Annotated in this window: 15 protein-coding genes; 7 read left to right on the forward strand and 8 right to left on the reverse strand. The window is 70.3% G+C overall.

Annotated features, from left to right (window positions below; genetic code table 11):
* Positions 1 to 14 precede the first annotated feature (14 nt).
* The 3 genes from ACIOC0_RS37720 to ACIOC0_RS37730 all read right to left on the reverse strand — a co-directional run bounded on the left by ACIOC0_RS37720 (position 15) and on the right by ACIOC0_RS37730 (position 3,567).
* Positions 15 to 1,475 (reverse strand): FAD-dependent monooxygenase, encoded by a 1,461-nt coding sequence (locus tag ACIOC0_RS37720; protein WP_402161109.1) that lies wholly within the window; start codon positions 1,473 to 1,475, stop codon positions 15 to 17.
* Between the two features lie 189 nt (positions 1,476 to 1,664).
* Positions 1,665 to 2,060, reverse strand: a complete 396-nt coding sequence (locus tag ACIOC0_RS37725; protein ID WP_351100178.1) for a TIGR03618 family F420-dependent PPOX class oxidoreductase — start codon at positions 2,058 to 2,060, stop codon at positions 1,665 to 1,667.
* A 16-nt stretch (positions 2,061 to 2,076) separates the two neighbouring features.
* Positions 2,077 to 3,567: an MFS transporter gene (locus tag ACIOC0_RS37730; RefSeq protein ID WP_402161111.1), complete on the reverse strand. Its 1,491-nt coding sequence runs from the start codon at positions 3,565 to 3,567 to the stop codon at positions 2,077 to 2,079.
* A gap of 189 nt (positions 3,568 to 3,756) precedes the next feature.
* Between ACIOC0_RS37730 and ACIOC0_RS37735 the strand changes: the two genes are divergently transcribed.
* Positions 3,757 to 4,176, forward strand: coding sequence for a winged helix-turn-helix transcriptional regulator (locus ACIOC0_RS37735; RefSeq protein WP_388483115.1), 420 nt, complete (start codon positions 3,757 to 3,759; stop codon positions 4,174 to 4,176).
* Positions 4,177 to 4,195: 19 nt separating this feature from the next.
* On the opposite strand, the gene ACIOC0_RS37740 is transcribed toward ACIOC0_RS37735, so the two are convergent.
* Genes ACIOC0_RS37740 through ACIOC0_RS37750 form a run of 3 tightly spaced genes read right to left on the reverse strand, consistent with a single transcriptional unit; the run spans position 4,196 to position 6,511 of the window.
* The gene (locus ACIOC0_RS37740; RefSeq protein WP_130443037.1) at positions 4,196 to 4,747 is read right to left on the reverse strand and encodes a flavin reductase family protein; all 552 of its coding nucleotides are present in this window, start codon (positions 4,745 to 4,747) and stop codon (positions 4,196 to 4,198) included.
* Positions 4,748 to 4,760: 13 nt separating this feature from the next.
* Positions 4,761 to 6,071: a cation:proton antiporter gene (locus ACIOC0_RS37745; protein ID WP_402161115.1), complete on the reverse strand. Its 1,311-nt coding sequence runs from the start codon at positions 6,069 to 6,071 to the stop codon at positions 4,761 to 4,763.
* A complete protein-coding gene (locus ACIOC0_RS37750) occupies positions 6,068 to 6,511 on the reverse strand; it encodes a nuclear transport factor 2 family protein (RefSeq protein ID WP_402161118.1) in 444 nt (147 codons plus the stop codon). The genes ACIOC0_RS37745 and ACIOC0_RS37750 overlap by 4 nt, the downstream gene beginning before the upstream one ends.
* 230 nt (positions 6,512 to 6,741) lie before the next feature.
* Between ACIOC0_RS37750 and ACIOC0_RS37755 the strand changes: the two genes are divergently transcribed.
* A complete protein-coding gene (locus ACIOC0_RS37755) occupies positions 6,742 to 7,434 on the forward strand; it encodes an antibiotic biosynthesis monooxygenase family protein (protein WP_402161120.1) in 693 nt (230 codons plus the stop codon).
* Positions 7,435 to 7,497: 63 nt separating this feature from the next.
* Positions 7,498 to 8,232 carry a response regulator transcription factor gene (locus tag ACIOC0_RS37760; protein WP_402161122.1) on the forward strand — a complete coding sequence of 245 codons (735 nt, stop codon included), beginning with the start codon at positions 7,498 to 7,500 and terminating at the stop codon, positions 8,230 to 8,232.
* Positions 8,233 to 8,504: 272 nt separating this feature from the next.
* Here ACIOC0_RS37760 and ACIOC0_RS37765 read toward each other — a convergent pair whose 3' ends face one another.
* Positions 8,505 to 9,251 carry a ScbR family autoregulator-binding transcription factor gene (locus tag ACIOC0_RS37765; protein WP_402161124.1) on the reverse strand — a complete coding sequence of 249 codons (747 nt, stop codon included), beginning with the start codon at positions 9,249 to 9,251 and terminating at the stop codon, positions 8,505 to 8,507.
* A gap of 119 nt (positions 9,252 to 9,370) precedes the next feature.
* On the opposite strand from ACIOC0_RS37765, the gene ACIOC0_RS37770 reads away from it, so the two are divergent.
* Complete coding sequence (locus ACIOC0_RS37770; protein WP_402161126.1) at positions 9,371 to 10,462, forward strand: ScbA/BarX family gamma-butyrolactone biosynthesis protein; 1,092 nt, start codon at positions 9,371 to 9,373, stop codon at positions 10,460 to 10,462.
* Entirely contained in the window at positions 10,459 to 11,499 is a 1,041-nt protein-coding gene (locus tag ACIOC0_RS37775) for an NAD-dependent epimerase/dehydratase family protein (protein ID WP_402161128.1), read from the forward strand. The genes ACIOC0_RS37770 and ACIOC0_RS37775 overlap by 4 nt, the downstream gene beginning before the upstream one ends.
* On the opposite strand, the gene ACIOC0_RS37780 is transcribed toward ACIOC0_RS37775, so the two are convergent.
* The gene (locus ACIOC0_RS37780) at positions 11,445 to 12,155 is read right to left on the reverse strand and encodes a ScbR family autoregulator-binding transcription factor (protein ID WP_402161131.1); all 711 of its coding nucleotides are present in this window, start codon (positions 12,153 to 12,155) and stop codon (positions 11,445 to 11,447) included. The two genes, ACIOC0_RS37775 and ACIOC0_RS37780, sit on opposite strands and share 55 nt — an antisense overlap.
* Positions 12,156 to 12,736: 581 nt before the next feature.
* Between ACIOC0_RS37780 and ACIOC0_RS37785 the strand changes: the two genes are divergently transcribed.
* Positions 12,737 to 13,441, forward strand: a complete 705-nt coding sequence (locus tag ACIOC0_RS37785; protein ID WP_402161174.1) for a response regulator transcription factor — start codon at positions 12,737 to 12,739, stop codon at positions 13,439 to 13,441.
* A 376-nt stretch (positions 13,442 to 13,817) separates the two neighbouring features.
* Positions 13,818 to 14,389: biotin carboxylase N-terminal domain-containing protein (locus ACIOC0_RS37790; protein ID WP_402161133.1), on the forward strand; the 572-nt coding region annotated here is incomplete at its 3' end.

A 14,389-nucleotide genomic window follows, 5' to 3' on the forward strand; every position in this document is an offset into this window, starting at 1 on the left:
TCCCCGCGGGGCGCTTACGCGCCGAACCAGCGCTCGAGGGCTTCGGTCAGTCCCTCGGCGGAGCCGTCCTTCCCGACCCAGGCGATGTAGCCGTCGGGACGCACGAGCAGGTCGGCGGCCGGGGCGTCGGGGTCGGGCCGGGAGGCGGCGACCACGTCGACACGGTCGGACCATCCTGCGGCGGCCGCGGTGAGGGCCTCGCCACCCCGCAGGTTCAGCAGCAACGGGCGGCCACGGCTGAGCAGTTCGTACGTGCTCGTCTTCTCGTCCCCGGCCAGCAGCTCCTGGTCGGGCAGCCGGCGGCCGAGCAGCGGGTGTCCGCCCTCGCCCATGTCATAGGCGATGTCCAGGCCCGTGACCAGGCCGACCAGGTGGCGGCGGACCTCCTCGATGCCGACCAGCTCGCCGAAGAGTTCCCGCAGCGGCTGCATCTCGGGGCCGCCGAGGTACAGCGAGCGCTGCACGAGGGTGTTGGCGACGATGCGGGCGCCGACGGGGTGCCGCTCGGAGTGGTAGGTGTCCAGCAGCCCCTCGGGCGCGTATCCCTTGATCGCCGCGGCCAGCTTCCAGCCGAGGTTGACCACGTCGCCGACGCCGGCGCTGATGCCCTGGGCGCCGATGGGCAGATGGATGTGGGCGGCGTCGCCCGCGAGGAAGACCCGGCCCTTGCGGTACTCGGCGGCCTGGCGGCTGGCGTCGGTGAAGTAGCTGCTCCACAGCGGCCGGTAGCCGGTGATGTCCTCGCCGGTGACGCGCTGGAAGGAGGCGGCGACCTCGGGGAAGGTGGGCGGCTCCTGGGTCGGGCGGACGCCGGCGCCGCGTTCGAAGACGACGACGCGGGTGGCCTGCGGGCCGAGCGGGAGCACCACGACCATGCCGGACTCGCCGACCTCGCCGGTCGGGCGGATGCGCAGCTCGTTGGTGGCGACGTCGGCCATCAGCATCTCGATGGTGGCGCTGGTGCCGGGGAAGTCGACGCCGGCCAGGCGGCGCACGGTGGAGCGGGCGCCGTCGCAGCCGACCAGGTAGGGAGCGCGCAGCGTCTCGACGCCGGCGGCGGAGGTGACCTCCACCGTGACGCCCGTGTCGTCCTGGGTCATGCCGACGACCTCGTGCCCGCGGCGGATCTCGGCGCCGAGGCCGGCGGCCCAGGCGTGGAGAATGGCCTCGGTCCGCGACTGCGGAACACCCCGTACGCCGAAATTACCGCCCTCGATGATGCGATAGTCGATGGGCAGTCCACCGAAATGCCCGAAGGGTATCGTCTCGAGTTCGCCGAATTTGTCGAGAAGTCCGCGCTGGCCGAACTCCTCGATCGTGCGAGCGGAGAATCCGAGTGCCCGGGACTGCTGCATGGGCTCGGTCAGGCGGTCGAGCACGACCACCGACAGTCCGGACAGGCGGAGTTCACCGGCGAGCATCAAGCCGGCAGGGCCGGCGCCGGCGACGATCACATCGGCATGAAAACGGTCCATGTTTCCTCTCCCAGTGGATTTTTCACCAGTATTCCGGGGGAGTGAGGGAATCTGAACGGCCGCAAGTACAGGTCTGTGACAAATTGCGTCAGAGGTTCTGCAGCCGGAGCGGGCGGTGGAAATGGGTGAGGGTGCCGGAAGACTTCCGGCACCCTCGGGGCGGTTCGGCACGGGATCGGCGGCCCGGGATCAGATCAGGCCCATCACCTTGTCGACCTGGATCTCGATCACGACCAGGCCCGGCGGTTCGGGCGGCGGTGACCAGTACCGCTTGGCGTACCGCCGCACCCCCTCCTGGACCCGTAACGGGTCGTCGTGGACGGTGGCGGCGCCTTCCAGGGTGAGCCAGTGGGGCCCCGCCGTCTGGCAGAGGGAGACCCGGCCGCCGGGTGCGGCCAGCACGTTTCTGGCCTTGCGCCGGCTCACCGCGGTCATGACCCGTGCCAGACCCGCGTCGCCGTCCCAGGTGAAGCGCACGGGCGTCACATGGGGCGTGCCGTCGGGGCGGAGGGTGGTGAAGGTGCACAGGTGGTTCTCGGCGAGGAAGCCCTCGGCCGCGGAGGACAGATGCGGTGACGTCGGCATGGCGGGTCTTCCTGTCTCAGGCGTGGGCGGGGCCGGCGGCCGGCTGTTCCGACGCCCTGGTGAAGGGCAGCAGGATCAGCGTGAGCACCAGGCCCGCCGCGGCGAAGCAGGCGCCCGCGAGGAACGCGTCGTGGAAGACCTCGGTGCGCGCCTCGGTCACCCGCGCGGGCACCCCGTCCGCCCACTTCGTCAGCTCGTCGACCTTGCGGAAGGCGTAGGTGGCGGCCACGGCCAGGCCCAGGGCGCCGCCCACCTCCTGCGCCGTGTTGATCAGGCCGGCGGACAGACCGGACTCGTCCTCGTCGGTGCCCGAGAAAGCGGCGACCTGCACCGGCACGAACGACAGACCGAGACCCAGGCCGGAGATCAGGAAGGCGGGCAGCAGGTCCACGAGGTAGGAGGCGTCGGAGGGGGCCCGCCACAGCAGGAACATGCCCACGCTGGTCAGGGTCAGGCCGGTCATCAGCACCGGCTTGGCCGCGACCTTGGTGACCAGCTGGGAGGCGATGCCCGCGCCCACGGCGACGATCACGGCGAGCGGGACGTAGGCCAGACCGGTCTTCAGGGCCGACCAGTTGAGGACCTGCTGCATGAACAGGCTGGCGAAGAAGAACAGCGTGACGCAGGTGCCGAGCAGCAGCACGGCGACGACGTTGGAGGCCCGCAGCGACTTGCGCTTGAACACCTGGAGCGGAATCAGCGGAGCCTCGGCGCGGCGCTCGATCAGCAGGAACGAGATGAGCAGGACCGCGGAGAGGGCGAAGCCGCCGTAGACGCGGGCCATCGGCACGTCGGAGTCGTCGACGGTCTGGCCGAGGCTGAAGATCAGCAGCACGAGACCGGCGGTCAGCGTCACCGCGCCGGCGACGTCGAAGGACTTGCTGCGCTCGGCCGCACGGCTCTCGGCGACGATCTTGGGGGCGATCAGGGCGCAGACCAGGCCGATCGGCACGTTGACGAAGAAGATCCAGCGCCAGCCCGGACCGTCGGTGAGCAGACCGCCCAGGGTGACGCCGGCGACGGCGGCGATACCGCTGAGCGCGCCCCAGGCGCCGAGGGCCTTGTTGCGCTCGGCGCCCTCCTCGAAGTTGTTGGCGAGCAGGGACAGCGCGGCGGTCGCGATGAACGCGGCACCGAGGCCCTGGGCGCCGCGCGCCACGATCAGCATGGCCGCGCTCTGCCCGAACCCGGCGAGCAGCGAGGCGAGGGCGAACAGGACCAGGCCGGTCTGCAGCATCCGGCGGCGGCCGAAGGCGTCGGCCAGCCGGCCGGCCAGCAGCAGGAAGCCGCCGAGCAGCATGCCGTACGTGGTGACGATGTACTGCAGGGACGTCTGGGAGATGTTCAGCTCGTCCTCGATGGTCGGCAGGGCCACGTTGACGATCGACACGTCGAGGAAGGTCATGAAGCCGGCCAGGCACAGGAACGCCAGGATGAGTCCCGGGCGGCGCGGCGGCTCCGTTTCGGCGGTGTGGCGGGGAAGGCGCATCGACTCTTGGGTCGACATGTCGCTCCTAAGGGGATGTGAAGGAAGGGGTCCGTAGGACGGGAAGTACGGCTTGATCAGGGACGGGACAGCCGCACGGAAGGACAAGGCGCGGGACCGGGAGCGGAGGGCCGCTCACCGTCTTCTGGGAAGCTAGCATCCTGGGTAAAGTAGGTACCTAGAGGAAAGTGACTTCCTGGGAGGGTTCGAATGGGAGACAGCACCGGCGCCATGGGCGCCACCACGCTCGGCGGGAAGGTCGACTCGGAGCTGGCGTGCCCGGTCTCGCCGGTGGTCGACATCGTCTTCAGTCGCTGGACGACGCCGATCCTGTGGACGTTGAACGAGTTCGGGCGGCAGCGTTTCGTCCAGCTCCAGCGCAACATCCGCACCATCACGCCGAAGGTGCTCACCCAGCGGCTGCGCCAGATGGAGCGCGACGGCCTGGTGGTGCGCACGTACCACCCCGAGGTGCCGCCCCGGGTGGAGTACGAGATCAGCGAGCTCGGCCGCAGCCTGGCGCCGATCTTCGCCCACCTCGCCGAGTGGTCCACGGAGAACCTCCGCAAGGTCGAGCGGGCCAGGCGGGAGTTCGACGAGGCCGACGAGCAGATGCCGGCGCCGCGCTGAGGTGCGCCCGGCGCCGCCCTCACCCACGGGCGGGCTCCGGGACGTCGCTGTCGAGGACGCGCATGGCGCCCTTGTAGAAGACCAGCGGGTCGGCCTCCTCCCCGGAGGAGCCCAGGGCGGTGACCTCGCCGACCACGATGGCGTGGTCGCCGCCGTCGTACTCCTCGGCGAGACGGCATTCGAGGAACGCCAGGGCGTCGGTGAGAACGGGCAGCCCGTTCGCGGAGCGGTGGTGCGGGACGTCCGCCAACCGGGCCGACTCGCGGCCCGAGAACTTCCAGGCGAGCCCCGCCTGACTGTGCGTCAGGAAGTTCACCACGAAGCCCCGGGAGCGCTGAAGGACCGGGCGCAGCCGGGACTGCCGGTGCAGGCAGAACAGCACCAGCGGCGGCTGCAGCGAGACGGACGTGAAGGAGTTCACCGTGGTGGCGGCGCTGCCCTCGGGGCCGCCGGTGGTGATGACGGTGACGCCGGTGGCGAAGTTGCCGCACACCGTGCGCAGCGCACGGCCGTCGACCGGCGGTTGCGGCAGGTGTCTGCCGTGCTGGGACAATGGCTGTACGGGTGTCACGAGAGCCCCCTCGTCAGGTGTGCGGCGCGGTCGCGTCCGCGGCGGTCGTACGAACCTTCCGGGTCTCGCCGGCCGTGAGGTGCTCGCGCCGGGACAGCAGCGGGGCCGCCATCGCCGTCGTCACGAGGGCCATGATCACCAGGATGGTGAACATCCGGCCGTCCAGCACTCCGAGGCTCACGGCGGCGTTGAGGATGATGAGTTCGGTCAGGCCACGCGTGTTCATCAGCACGCCCAGGTCCTTGGCCTCGCGCCAGGACAGACCGAAGAGCCGGGCCGGGACGATCGCGCCCAGCAGCTTGCCGGCGCAGGCCACGCCGACGACCAGGAACAGGGCCAGGTAGTCGGTCGCCGTCAGCGCGCCGAGGTCGACACCGAGGCCGGTGACGATGAAGAACACCGGCAGGAGCACGACGCTGACGTCGTCCAACGGCCGGCGCAGGTGCGCCGCGAGCACCCGCCGGGGTTCGCGCGGCATGACGAAGCCGAAGAGGAACGCGCCGAAGATCTGGTGGATGCCGATCCACGAGGTCAGCCACGACGAGGCGAACACCCCGGCGCACAGCACCGCGAGCAGCACGTTCCAGCGCTCCATGGCGGCCCACCGCCACACCAGCCGGGACACCAGCGGCCGCACCACCACGAACATCAGCGCCACGTAGACGACGCTGAGCGCCCCGATCCGGGCCAGGCCCGCGTAGTCGCCGTCCGAGCTGACCAGCGCCGACACATACGCCAGCAGACACCAGGCAAGGACGTCGTCGATCGCGGCGCTGGCCAGCGACAGCGCGCCGACCCGGGTGTCCATCAGCCGGTTCTCGGACAGGATCCGCGCCAGCACCGGGAACGCCGTCACGGACATCGCGGTGCCCATGAAGGTGGAGAACGCGCTGAAGGAGATGTGGTGTCCGGCCACCGTGTCGTGATGCGGATACAGGACGACCGCCGCGGCGACGCCCAGCCCGAAGGCGAGCACGATGGACGACAGCGAGACACCGGCCGCGAGACGCGCGTACGGGCGTATCACCCGCCGCTCGAACTCCCAGCCCACCACGAACATGAACAGGACCAGGCCGACCTGGGAGACCGCCGACAGCAGCGGACGGACGTCGGCCGGGAAGAGCGCTCCCGTCGGATCGCCGGGCAGCAGGCCGAGGAGGCTCGGGCCCAGGACGATGCCCGCGGTGATCTCGCCGATCACCTTGGGCTGCCCCAGCTTCCGGGCCAGGGCCCCGAGAGCGGCGCCGACCAGCAGGATCACGCCGATGTCCAGCAGCATGGTCGCGATCTGCTGCTCCTTGATCCCGGCCGCCAGCGCGGTCATCCGGCGCCACCCGGAACGGGCGGGCTGCCTGTCGACCACACCAGCCGGAACGACAGCTCCGTCAGCCGCCAGCCCCGCTCGGTGCGCCGGGCCGCGCCGTGCACGAGGGTGCCGGCGACGAACAGCGGATCGCCGGGTGTGTCCGCGTGGTGTACGTGGGTGGAGACCAGGTTGGCGCGCAGGACCGCCCGGTCCTCGCCGGTGAGGTCGACGACCGCGGGAGAGTTGAGGTGCTGGGTGCGCGCGAAGGCCTCCAGTGACTTGCGGTGCCAGTCGGCGAGTCCCTCGACGCCCTCGTGCCGGGCCATCGGGAACTCGACGCGGGCGTCGTCGCTGAACAGCGCCCGCGCCCACGCGTCGTCGAGTTTCTCCTCGTCGAGGTCGATGAGATATCGGTCCAGCAGGGTGCTGATTTCGGCTGCTGACGTGACGGAATTCATCGCTCGATCATCGCGCGCGGGCCATTGGTTGCCCAGGGCACTTGTCGAAGACCTGACGTAGCTGCCGAAGATCTGACGCGGGCGGCAAAGACCTGACAATCCACGCGCAGTCCTGAACACAATGACCTTCAACCCGACTTGTCGGCTTGCCATGCTGATCGGGAAGCACCGACCCGGCAATTACGAGTTCTGCTTCTTTCACCAACCGATCGACCGGAAGAGAAGAGAGAATGCCGAAGATCGCAGCCGATGGTAAGAACCTGACCGTCCTCAACCTGTTCTCGACCGACTCCGCCGAGAAGCAGGACAGCCTGCTCGCCGCGATGCGCGAGATCGTCGACGCCGCGGCCTACGAGGGCTGGCAGTCCAGCACCGTGCACAGCGGGCAGACCAAGTTCGGCACCGCCAACTTCATCCAGTGGCGCTCCACCGAGGATCTGGAGGCCCGTTACGCCGGTGAGGAGTTCAAGCACCGCACGCTGCCGCTGTTCGGTGAGATCACCACGGCGATCCGGCTGCTGCAGAACGAGGTGGTCTTCACCCAGCAGAAGCCGGGCGCCGGCGAGACCGAGATCGGGCCGGACCGCGACGACTACACGGCCATCGACCTGTACGGCGTCACCGAGAAGCACCAGGACGACCTGGTCGAGGCCCTCGGCCCCGCCCAGGACTGGCTGCAGAAGGTCCCGGGGTACCGCAGCCACACGGTGCTGCGCGGCCTGCGCGGGCGTGGCATCGAGGGCAAGTGGGTCGTCGTCTACTCGCAGTGGGACAGCAAGGAGGCCTACGACGCATTCCTCGATCAGCCGGGCGCCGAGCGGTCGGCGGAGCGGCAGAAGACCGACGCCCGGGTGGACGCGCTGGCCGTCTGGCGGGACTCCAACACCTACCGCGTGGTGCACACCCGCTCTGCGGGCGAGTGACGGCCCGGGCCGTCAGCCCGAGGTGCGTGGCGCCGACGGGGCACGGCCCGGTGTGGGGTGCACATGCGCGTACTGGTGATCGATCCCGATGACAGGACCGCCGAGCCGCTGGTCTGCCGCCTGGTGCGCAACGGCCACCAGGTCCGGCGGGCCCGTACCGGGCGGGCGGGCCTGATGGCCTGGGAGCAGGCCGAAGTCGTCCTGCTCGAACTGGAGTTGCCGGATCTCGACGGACTCGAGATGTGCGCCGAGATCCGGGCCCGGGGCAACACACCGCTGATCACCTTCACCAGCCGGGACTCCGAGCTGGACCGGGTGCTCAGTCTGCGGTCGGGTGCGGACGACTGTCTGGTGAAGCCCTACGGGTTCCGGGAGCTGATCGCCCGGATGAACGCGGTGACGCGACGCGTCGCCACGGGCGGTGGTCCGGCCGGCGTGTCCTGCGGGACGCTCCGCCTGGACCCCGGCGCGCGGGAGGCATGGCTGGCGGAGCAGCCCCTGGAGCTGACCCGCAAGGAGTTCGACATCCTCCTGCTGCTGGCCTCGGTGCCCGAGACGGTGATCTCACGCAAGGACCTGATCGCGGCGGTCTGGCCGGATGACTGGGCCATCTCCACCCGCACGGTGGACACCCATGTCAGCGCCCTGCGCGCCAAGCTCGGCGAGGGCTGGATCACCACGGTCCGAGGCGTGGGCTACCGCCTGGAGGACACGTCCCGCACCACCTCGCTACCGGGCCGTGCGGGGCCCGGCGAGAGGGGCGGCCGGCCGGATCCCCTTGCGGGGATGGCGGGTTGAGGGTGGCAGCGCTGCCGCGGGAGCCCGGCCTCAGGACAGGCCGGGCGTCCGCGTCTCGCAGGCGGTTCTGCGAAGAGCGGCGGCCGGCGGGCGGCGGGCCGGCTCGGACTCGGCCGGCGCCCGCATCACGCCGCCGGGCTCCCGGCCGGCCCGCCGCCGGCCCGGCCAGGAGCCCGATCGGCAGGGGGCGGTGCCGGTTCGCCGTGCCCCGACGTGTTCTGCCGAGCCGTACCGAGCCTGCCGTGCAGCCGGTCGACCGCCCGGCGGGGCGGTCAGGAGGCGTTGTCCTCCCCCTCCGGGCAGGTGCCGCCCTCCCCTTCCGGGGTGCAGTCGTGCTCCTCGTCGGCCGGTGCGCCCTCCTCCTCCGGGTCTGCGGCGCGGGACGCGAGAAGCGAGGCGGCCCGGTCGGGGGTCAGCTCCAGCGTCGGGAGGATCTGCGGCATCGCGATGCTCGGCAGCAGGTGGCGGAACATGGCGATCACCCGGCCCGTCAGGTCCTTGCGCTGACACAGCACCTGGGACGTCCACTGGATGCCGGTGAAGGACCCGGAGAGCAACTCCGCCGTCTCCGCCGGATCGACGTGCGGCAGCAACTCCCCGCGCGCACGCGCCTCGACGAGTACCTCTGTCAGCCGCTCCACCCAGGACTGGAACGGTCTGCCGTGGAACGGGTTGTTGCCCTCGGCGCTCTCGCTCCACTGGTCCATGGCCAGACCCACGCTGGCCCGGGTCAGCGGGTCGTGCTGCAGCCGGTGGGCGAACAGCAGGCCCTGGTCGACCAGTTCCTGCAGCTTCGTGCGCTGCGGAGGCAACGGCCCCAGCTCCAGCTGTGCCGCTATCACCCCGAGGGCCAGATCCTCCTTGGAGGTGAAGTGGAAGTACAACGCCCCCTTGGTGACGTCGGCCCGCGCGATGATCTCCGTGATCGTGGCCGTGCTGTAGCCCCGTTCGTCGAACACCTCGGCCGCCGCGAGCAGGATCGACGTGCGGGTCTGGATTGCTCGTGCTTGACGTGCCATGCCACCGTGCCTGTTTCTATGTCAGAGCTTGGTCAGGTCCCCGCGCAAAGAGAACCGGACTGCCAGTCTTTTGTCGAGAGGGGAGCGATCCCCGCATGTATCGACTCAGGGGGCAAACCATGTCTGATGGCGTCATATCCGTGGTCAACCGTTTTGCCGGTGTTCACCCCGTTCTGGACCCGGCCCCGGAACGCTCCGACCGCACCACCGTGGCCCACCCCGCACCCCAGACCGGTCTGCTCGCCGGGCGACCCCCGACGATTCCCTCCGACCTCACCGCCGCGGAGCTCACAAACCGAACCGACTCCCCGGTTCTTACGCCGGGCGGCCTGGCCACCGGCCCGCTCTGCCACCGTCCGGATCGGGAGGACCGCTTCCCCGTCGACTGGCTGCGCCTCGCCGAGCACCGCTTCCTGGTCTCGGTCGACTGGCCCGCCGCACACCGCTTCTTCGCCCCGCTGCCCGGCGGCCGCCAGGATCCGCTGCTCGTCGCCGAGACCACCCGGCAGGCGACGATGATGCTGGCCCACGCCGAGTTCGGCGTCCCCCTCGACGACCGGTTCGTGATGCGCGAGATCGGATACCGGCTCGAGACACCGGACTTCACCGTGGACAGCGCCTCGGGCGCGATCGACGTCGTGGTCGAGTGCTCCGACGTCCGGATGCGCGCCGGCCGCCTCGTCGGCATGCGGGTCGACCTGACCTTTGAGCGGCTGGGCCGCGTGCTCGCCACCAGCATGGGCATCCTGATCTGCACCTCCGCCCGCGTCTACCGCAGACTGCGCGGGGAGCAGATGTCCGCGCCGAGCCGTCCGGTGCCCCTGCTCCCCGCGGTCGCCCCGCACGAGGCCGGCCGCGACGACCGCAAGGACGTCGTCCTCGCACTGTCCAAGCACCGCCCCGGCTGGCGGCTCCGCCTCGACACCACGCACCCCACCCTCTTCGCCCGCCCGAACGACCACGTCCCCGGCATGGTGCTGCTGGAAGCCGCCCGGCAGGCCGCCACCGCGCTCACGCCCGGGCACGACTTCCACCCCGCGTCGATGCGGATCTCCTTCGACAAGTACTGCGAACTGGCCGAGCCCTGCTGGATACTGGCCCGGCACGACCTGTGCCCGGAGCAGGGAGCGGTGCTGCGCGTACAGGGCGTCCAGGGCGAGGAACCCGTCTTCACCGCGACCCTGGGCGGCGCCGCACGGGGAAGCAGGTGAGCCGGCACCTCCTGGTGACGGGTTCCGGCGGTTTCGTCGGCGGACACGTGGTCGCCGCGGCCCGCGCCGCGGCGGGCGTCCGGTTGCGCCTGCTGGTCCGCGCCCTGCCGCCCGCGGCCGACCCGCCGCCGGCCCACGGCCCGCCGCTCCCGGGCGGCGTCCCGGTCGAGTACGTACGGGCCGACCTCACGGACCCCGGCTCCCTGCGGGGTGTCTGCGACGGCGTCGACGCGGTCGTCCACTGCGCCGGCCAGGTCGGCGGCGACCGCCGGCAGCTGCGGCGGGTCAACGACCTCGGCACGGCCGCCCTGGTCGAGGAGGCCCGGCGGGCCGGGGCCGAACGGTTCGTGCACCTGAGCACGGCGGCGGTGCACGGCCGGGGCCCCTTCAGAGGGGTGCGGCCCGGACAGGCGCCGATCGCGCCGGGCTCGGACACCAGCCGGACGAGAGCGGCGGCCGAGCGCCACGTGCTCGCGGCGGGCGGCACGGTGCTGCGCCCCCATCTGGTGTACGGCGCGGGGGACCGCTGGGTGGCGCCCGGCGTGCTGACTCTGCTGCGGGCGCTCGGGGGCCGGCCGCAGGGCCGGCTCGGACGGCAGTCGATGATCGACGCCGCGAGTCTGGGGGACGTGCTGCTCGCGGCCGCGCTGGCGCCGGCGGGCCGTGCGGGGCGTGTCCACTTCGTCAACCACCCGGATCCCGTATTCGGTGAGCACCTGCTCGCGGCGGTCGCCGAGGCGCACGGTCTCCTTCCGGAGGCCCTGCCCGGCGTCCCGGCCGACATCGTCCGTGCCCGGCTCCGCGACCACCCGCTCGCCCGGCATCACCTCGAACTGCTGGCGGTGGACCACTGGTTCACGGACGACGCGGTCTGGACCGAGCTCGGCTGCGACCCCGGAGCGGGGTTCGCCGAGCGGTTCCGCCGCCACGCCGGCCCGTACCGGGACCCTCGGCCGGTTCCGGACCCGTCAGCGGGCCCGGCTCACCTCGCCCTGGAGGCCACCACCTCCCTGCCGACGCCGTTCTCCGGGACGTAGGGCAGGTAACGCGAGGCGGTCACCGCGTGGTCGACCACGTCGTCCGTCCCGCCGGGGTTCAGTCCGCCGAGCGTGTCAGGCGCGGCGATACCCGGCAGGAAGCCCTGCCAGAAGCCGGTGAAGGCCGTCCGGATCCGATCGCCCTCTCCGCCCTTGATCAGTACGCCCATGCCCGTCGTGGCGGTGACGACGGCGCAGGTCAGCCCCCGCAGCTGGACGTGTCCCGCGAGCCCGTCCTCCCGGCGCGCGCGGTCCAGCAGGCGCTGGACGCAGGCGTGCCATGGATGGATGAACTGCGACCGCCCCTTGCGTGAGCGGTCGTTGTCCAGACGCAGCCCCGCCCTCGACACCACGTCCCAGGCCAGCAACTGGCCCAGTGTGTGCGAGATGTCGGTGAGGGCCTGCAGCGGCTTGGAGTTCCTTTCGTACGCGAGGCGCGCGGCGCGCCACAGGATGCCGCGCGCCTCGCTCACGACCGCCTGGGCCAGATCCTCCTTGTTCGCGAAGTGGAAGTGCAGCGCGCCCGTGCTCATGTTGGCCCGCGCACTGACGTCGCAGAGCCTCGCGGAGGAGTAGTCCTCCCGGTCGAAGATCTCTGCCGCCGACCTGAGCAGCAGCCGTCGTGTGCGGATCGCCCGCTCCTGTTGCAGTCCCACCGGCATGAATCCTCCCGCGTCCAAAAACGGACTTGATGGTTTGTTCGTGGATCACGGGAGCCCACCCCGGGGGGAGTCGGTCCCGTCGATCACCCTCGTCGGCTTTGACGCTCCGTCAATACTGCCCAGAAGATCACACTTTCCCACCTCTTGACCAGGGCAAGGGCAAAGTGGAAGCAGGGAATCAGCCAGCTGGGGACGTGTTGGACGGTCTACCACCGCCCTGAAGGATGCGCAATGCATCGGAAAAGGTGACTGTCGTGCCCCTGTCCACCGGCCGGCGTGGGCGGTGCTGGACCTCCAGAGCAGACCGCAGTGGCTGTCAGTGGCTGTTTGTGTCAGAGGCAGGGTCGATATTTCGACCGAGAGCTTCCCTGCTGGTCACACTTCGGAGCGGAATTGATCCTTCATGTGTCAATAATTCCGACAAAAGTGACGGCAAATATCACGGTGGGTGAGTTTACCTAACCTTTTTTTGACAAACCGAGGAGTAGGTTTTTAGGCTCGACGAGCCAAGGTGCTCGAGCGGGAACTACGTGTTCAGGGGGAGAGCAGTGAGCCAACACGCAACGAGCGGCACTCTGGAGTCGCGAAGGCCCGTCCCGCCGCAGGCCCGTAAGACGTCGACGACCTGGCGGGTCCTGGTCGTCGAGAACAACCCCGGCGACATGGAGGCCCTGGCCACCGGGTTGCGCCGGCACGGTCATCAGGTCGAGGGAGTGGGCACGGGGAACGCCGCTCTGCAGGCCTACCAGCGGGCGGACATCGTTCTGCTGGATCTCGAACTGCCCGACGTGGACGGCCTGGAGGTGTGCCGCTCCATCCGCTCCCTGAGCGACGTGCCCCTCATCGCCGTCACGGGGTGGGGAACCGAGCTGGACCGCGTCCTCGGTCTCCAGGCCGGCGCGGACGACTACATCGTCAAGCCCTACGGGTTCAGGGAACTGATGGCCCGTATGGACGCCGTCATGCGTCGCTCACGTCCGCAGACGCACATCGAACAGGTCGTGCTGCACGGGCCGTTGCGCATCGACGCCGCCTCGCGCGAGGTCAGTCTGCACGGCCGGGTCGTGGAGGTCACGCGCAAGGAGTTCGATCTGCTCTACATGCTCGCCTGCCATCCGGAGACCGTGATCTCCCGCAAGCGCATCATGCAGCAGGTCTGGGGCGGTTCCTGGTCCCGGCGGACCGTGGACACCCATGTCAGCAGTCTGAGAGGAAAGTTAGGGGCCAGCGACTGGATCGTCACCGTACGCGGAGTGGGGTTCCGCTTCGGGAACGGCTGACACTCACCGTTGATCAGTGCCGTGAACAGTTCACGCAGACGCCCGGCTGGGTTTCCCAGCCGGGCGTTTCGCGTGGGCGGCCCGGTTCGCCCGCCGATCCCGGAGCCGGCATGCTTCCCGCTTGCTCAGCCCTGTTGTCGAGCCGGGAGCATTCATCCGGCCGTTCTGACGATTCTCTGACATCTGCCTGGCGCTGCGCCAACAAAGCCGTATCCCTTCTGAGGTTCTGGTCCGAAGGCTTAATCGCCATCTGTTGAAAGCACCGTTGTCCTCCTCGGAGGATGGACGAGTGTTCAGGCGCCGGTCCGGAACCAGAATTACCCCGGGTCCGCCTGATCATCCCGCCAATTCCCGCCGATCGAGGAGAGGGCCGTCCGTGCGCAAGGTGCTCATCGCCAACCGTGGCGAAATCGCTGTCCGCGTGGCCCGGGCGTGCCGGGATGCCGGTATCGCGAGCGTGGCCGTCTACGCGGACCCGGACCGGGACGCTCTGCATGTCCGCGCCGCGGATGAGGCGTTCGCCCTGGGCGGTGACACACCGGCGGGCAGCTATCTGGACATCGGCAAGGTGTTGAACGCCGCGCGGGAGTCGGGTGCGGACGCCGTCCATCCGGGGTACGGCTTCCTCTCGGAGAACGCCGACTTCGCCCAGGCGGTGCTGGACGCGGGTCTGATCTGGATCGGTCCGCCGCCGCAGGCCATCCGTGATCTGGGTGACAAGGTGGCCGCCCGGCATATCGCCCAGCGGGCGGGGGCGCCGCTGGTGGCCGGCACGCCGGATCCGGTGTCGGGTGCGGACGAGGTCGTCGCGTTCGCCGAGGAGCACGGCCTGCCGATCGCGATCAAGGCCGCTTTCGGCGGCGGCGGCCGCGGTCTGAAGGTCGCCCGGACGCTGGACGAGGTGCCGGAGCTGTATGAGTCGGCGGTGCGTGAGGCGGTCGCCGCGTT

This window comes from Streptomyces sp. NPDC088254 (assembly GCF_044740925.1).
In the GTDB taxonomy this organism is placed as follows: Bacteria; Actinomycetota; Actinomycetes; order Streptomycetales; family Streptomycetaceae; genus Streptomyces.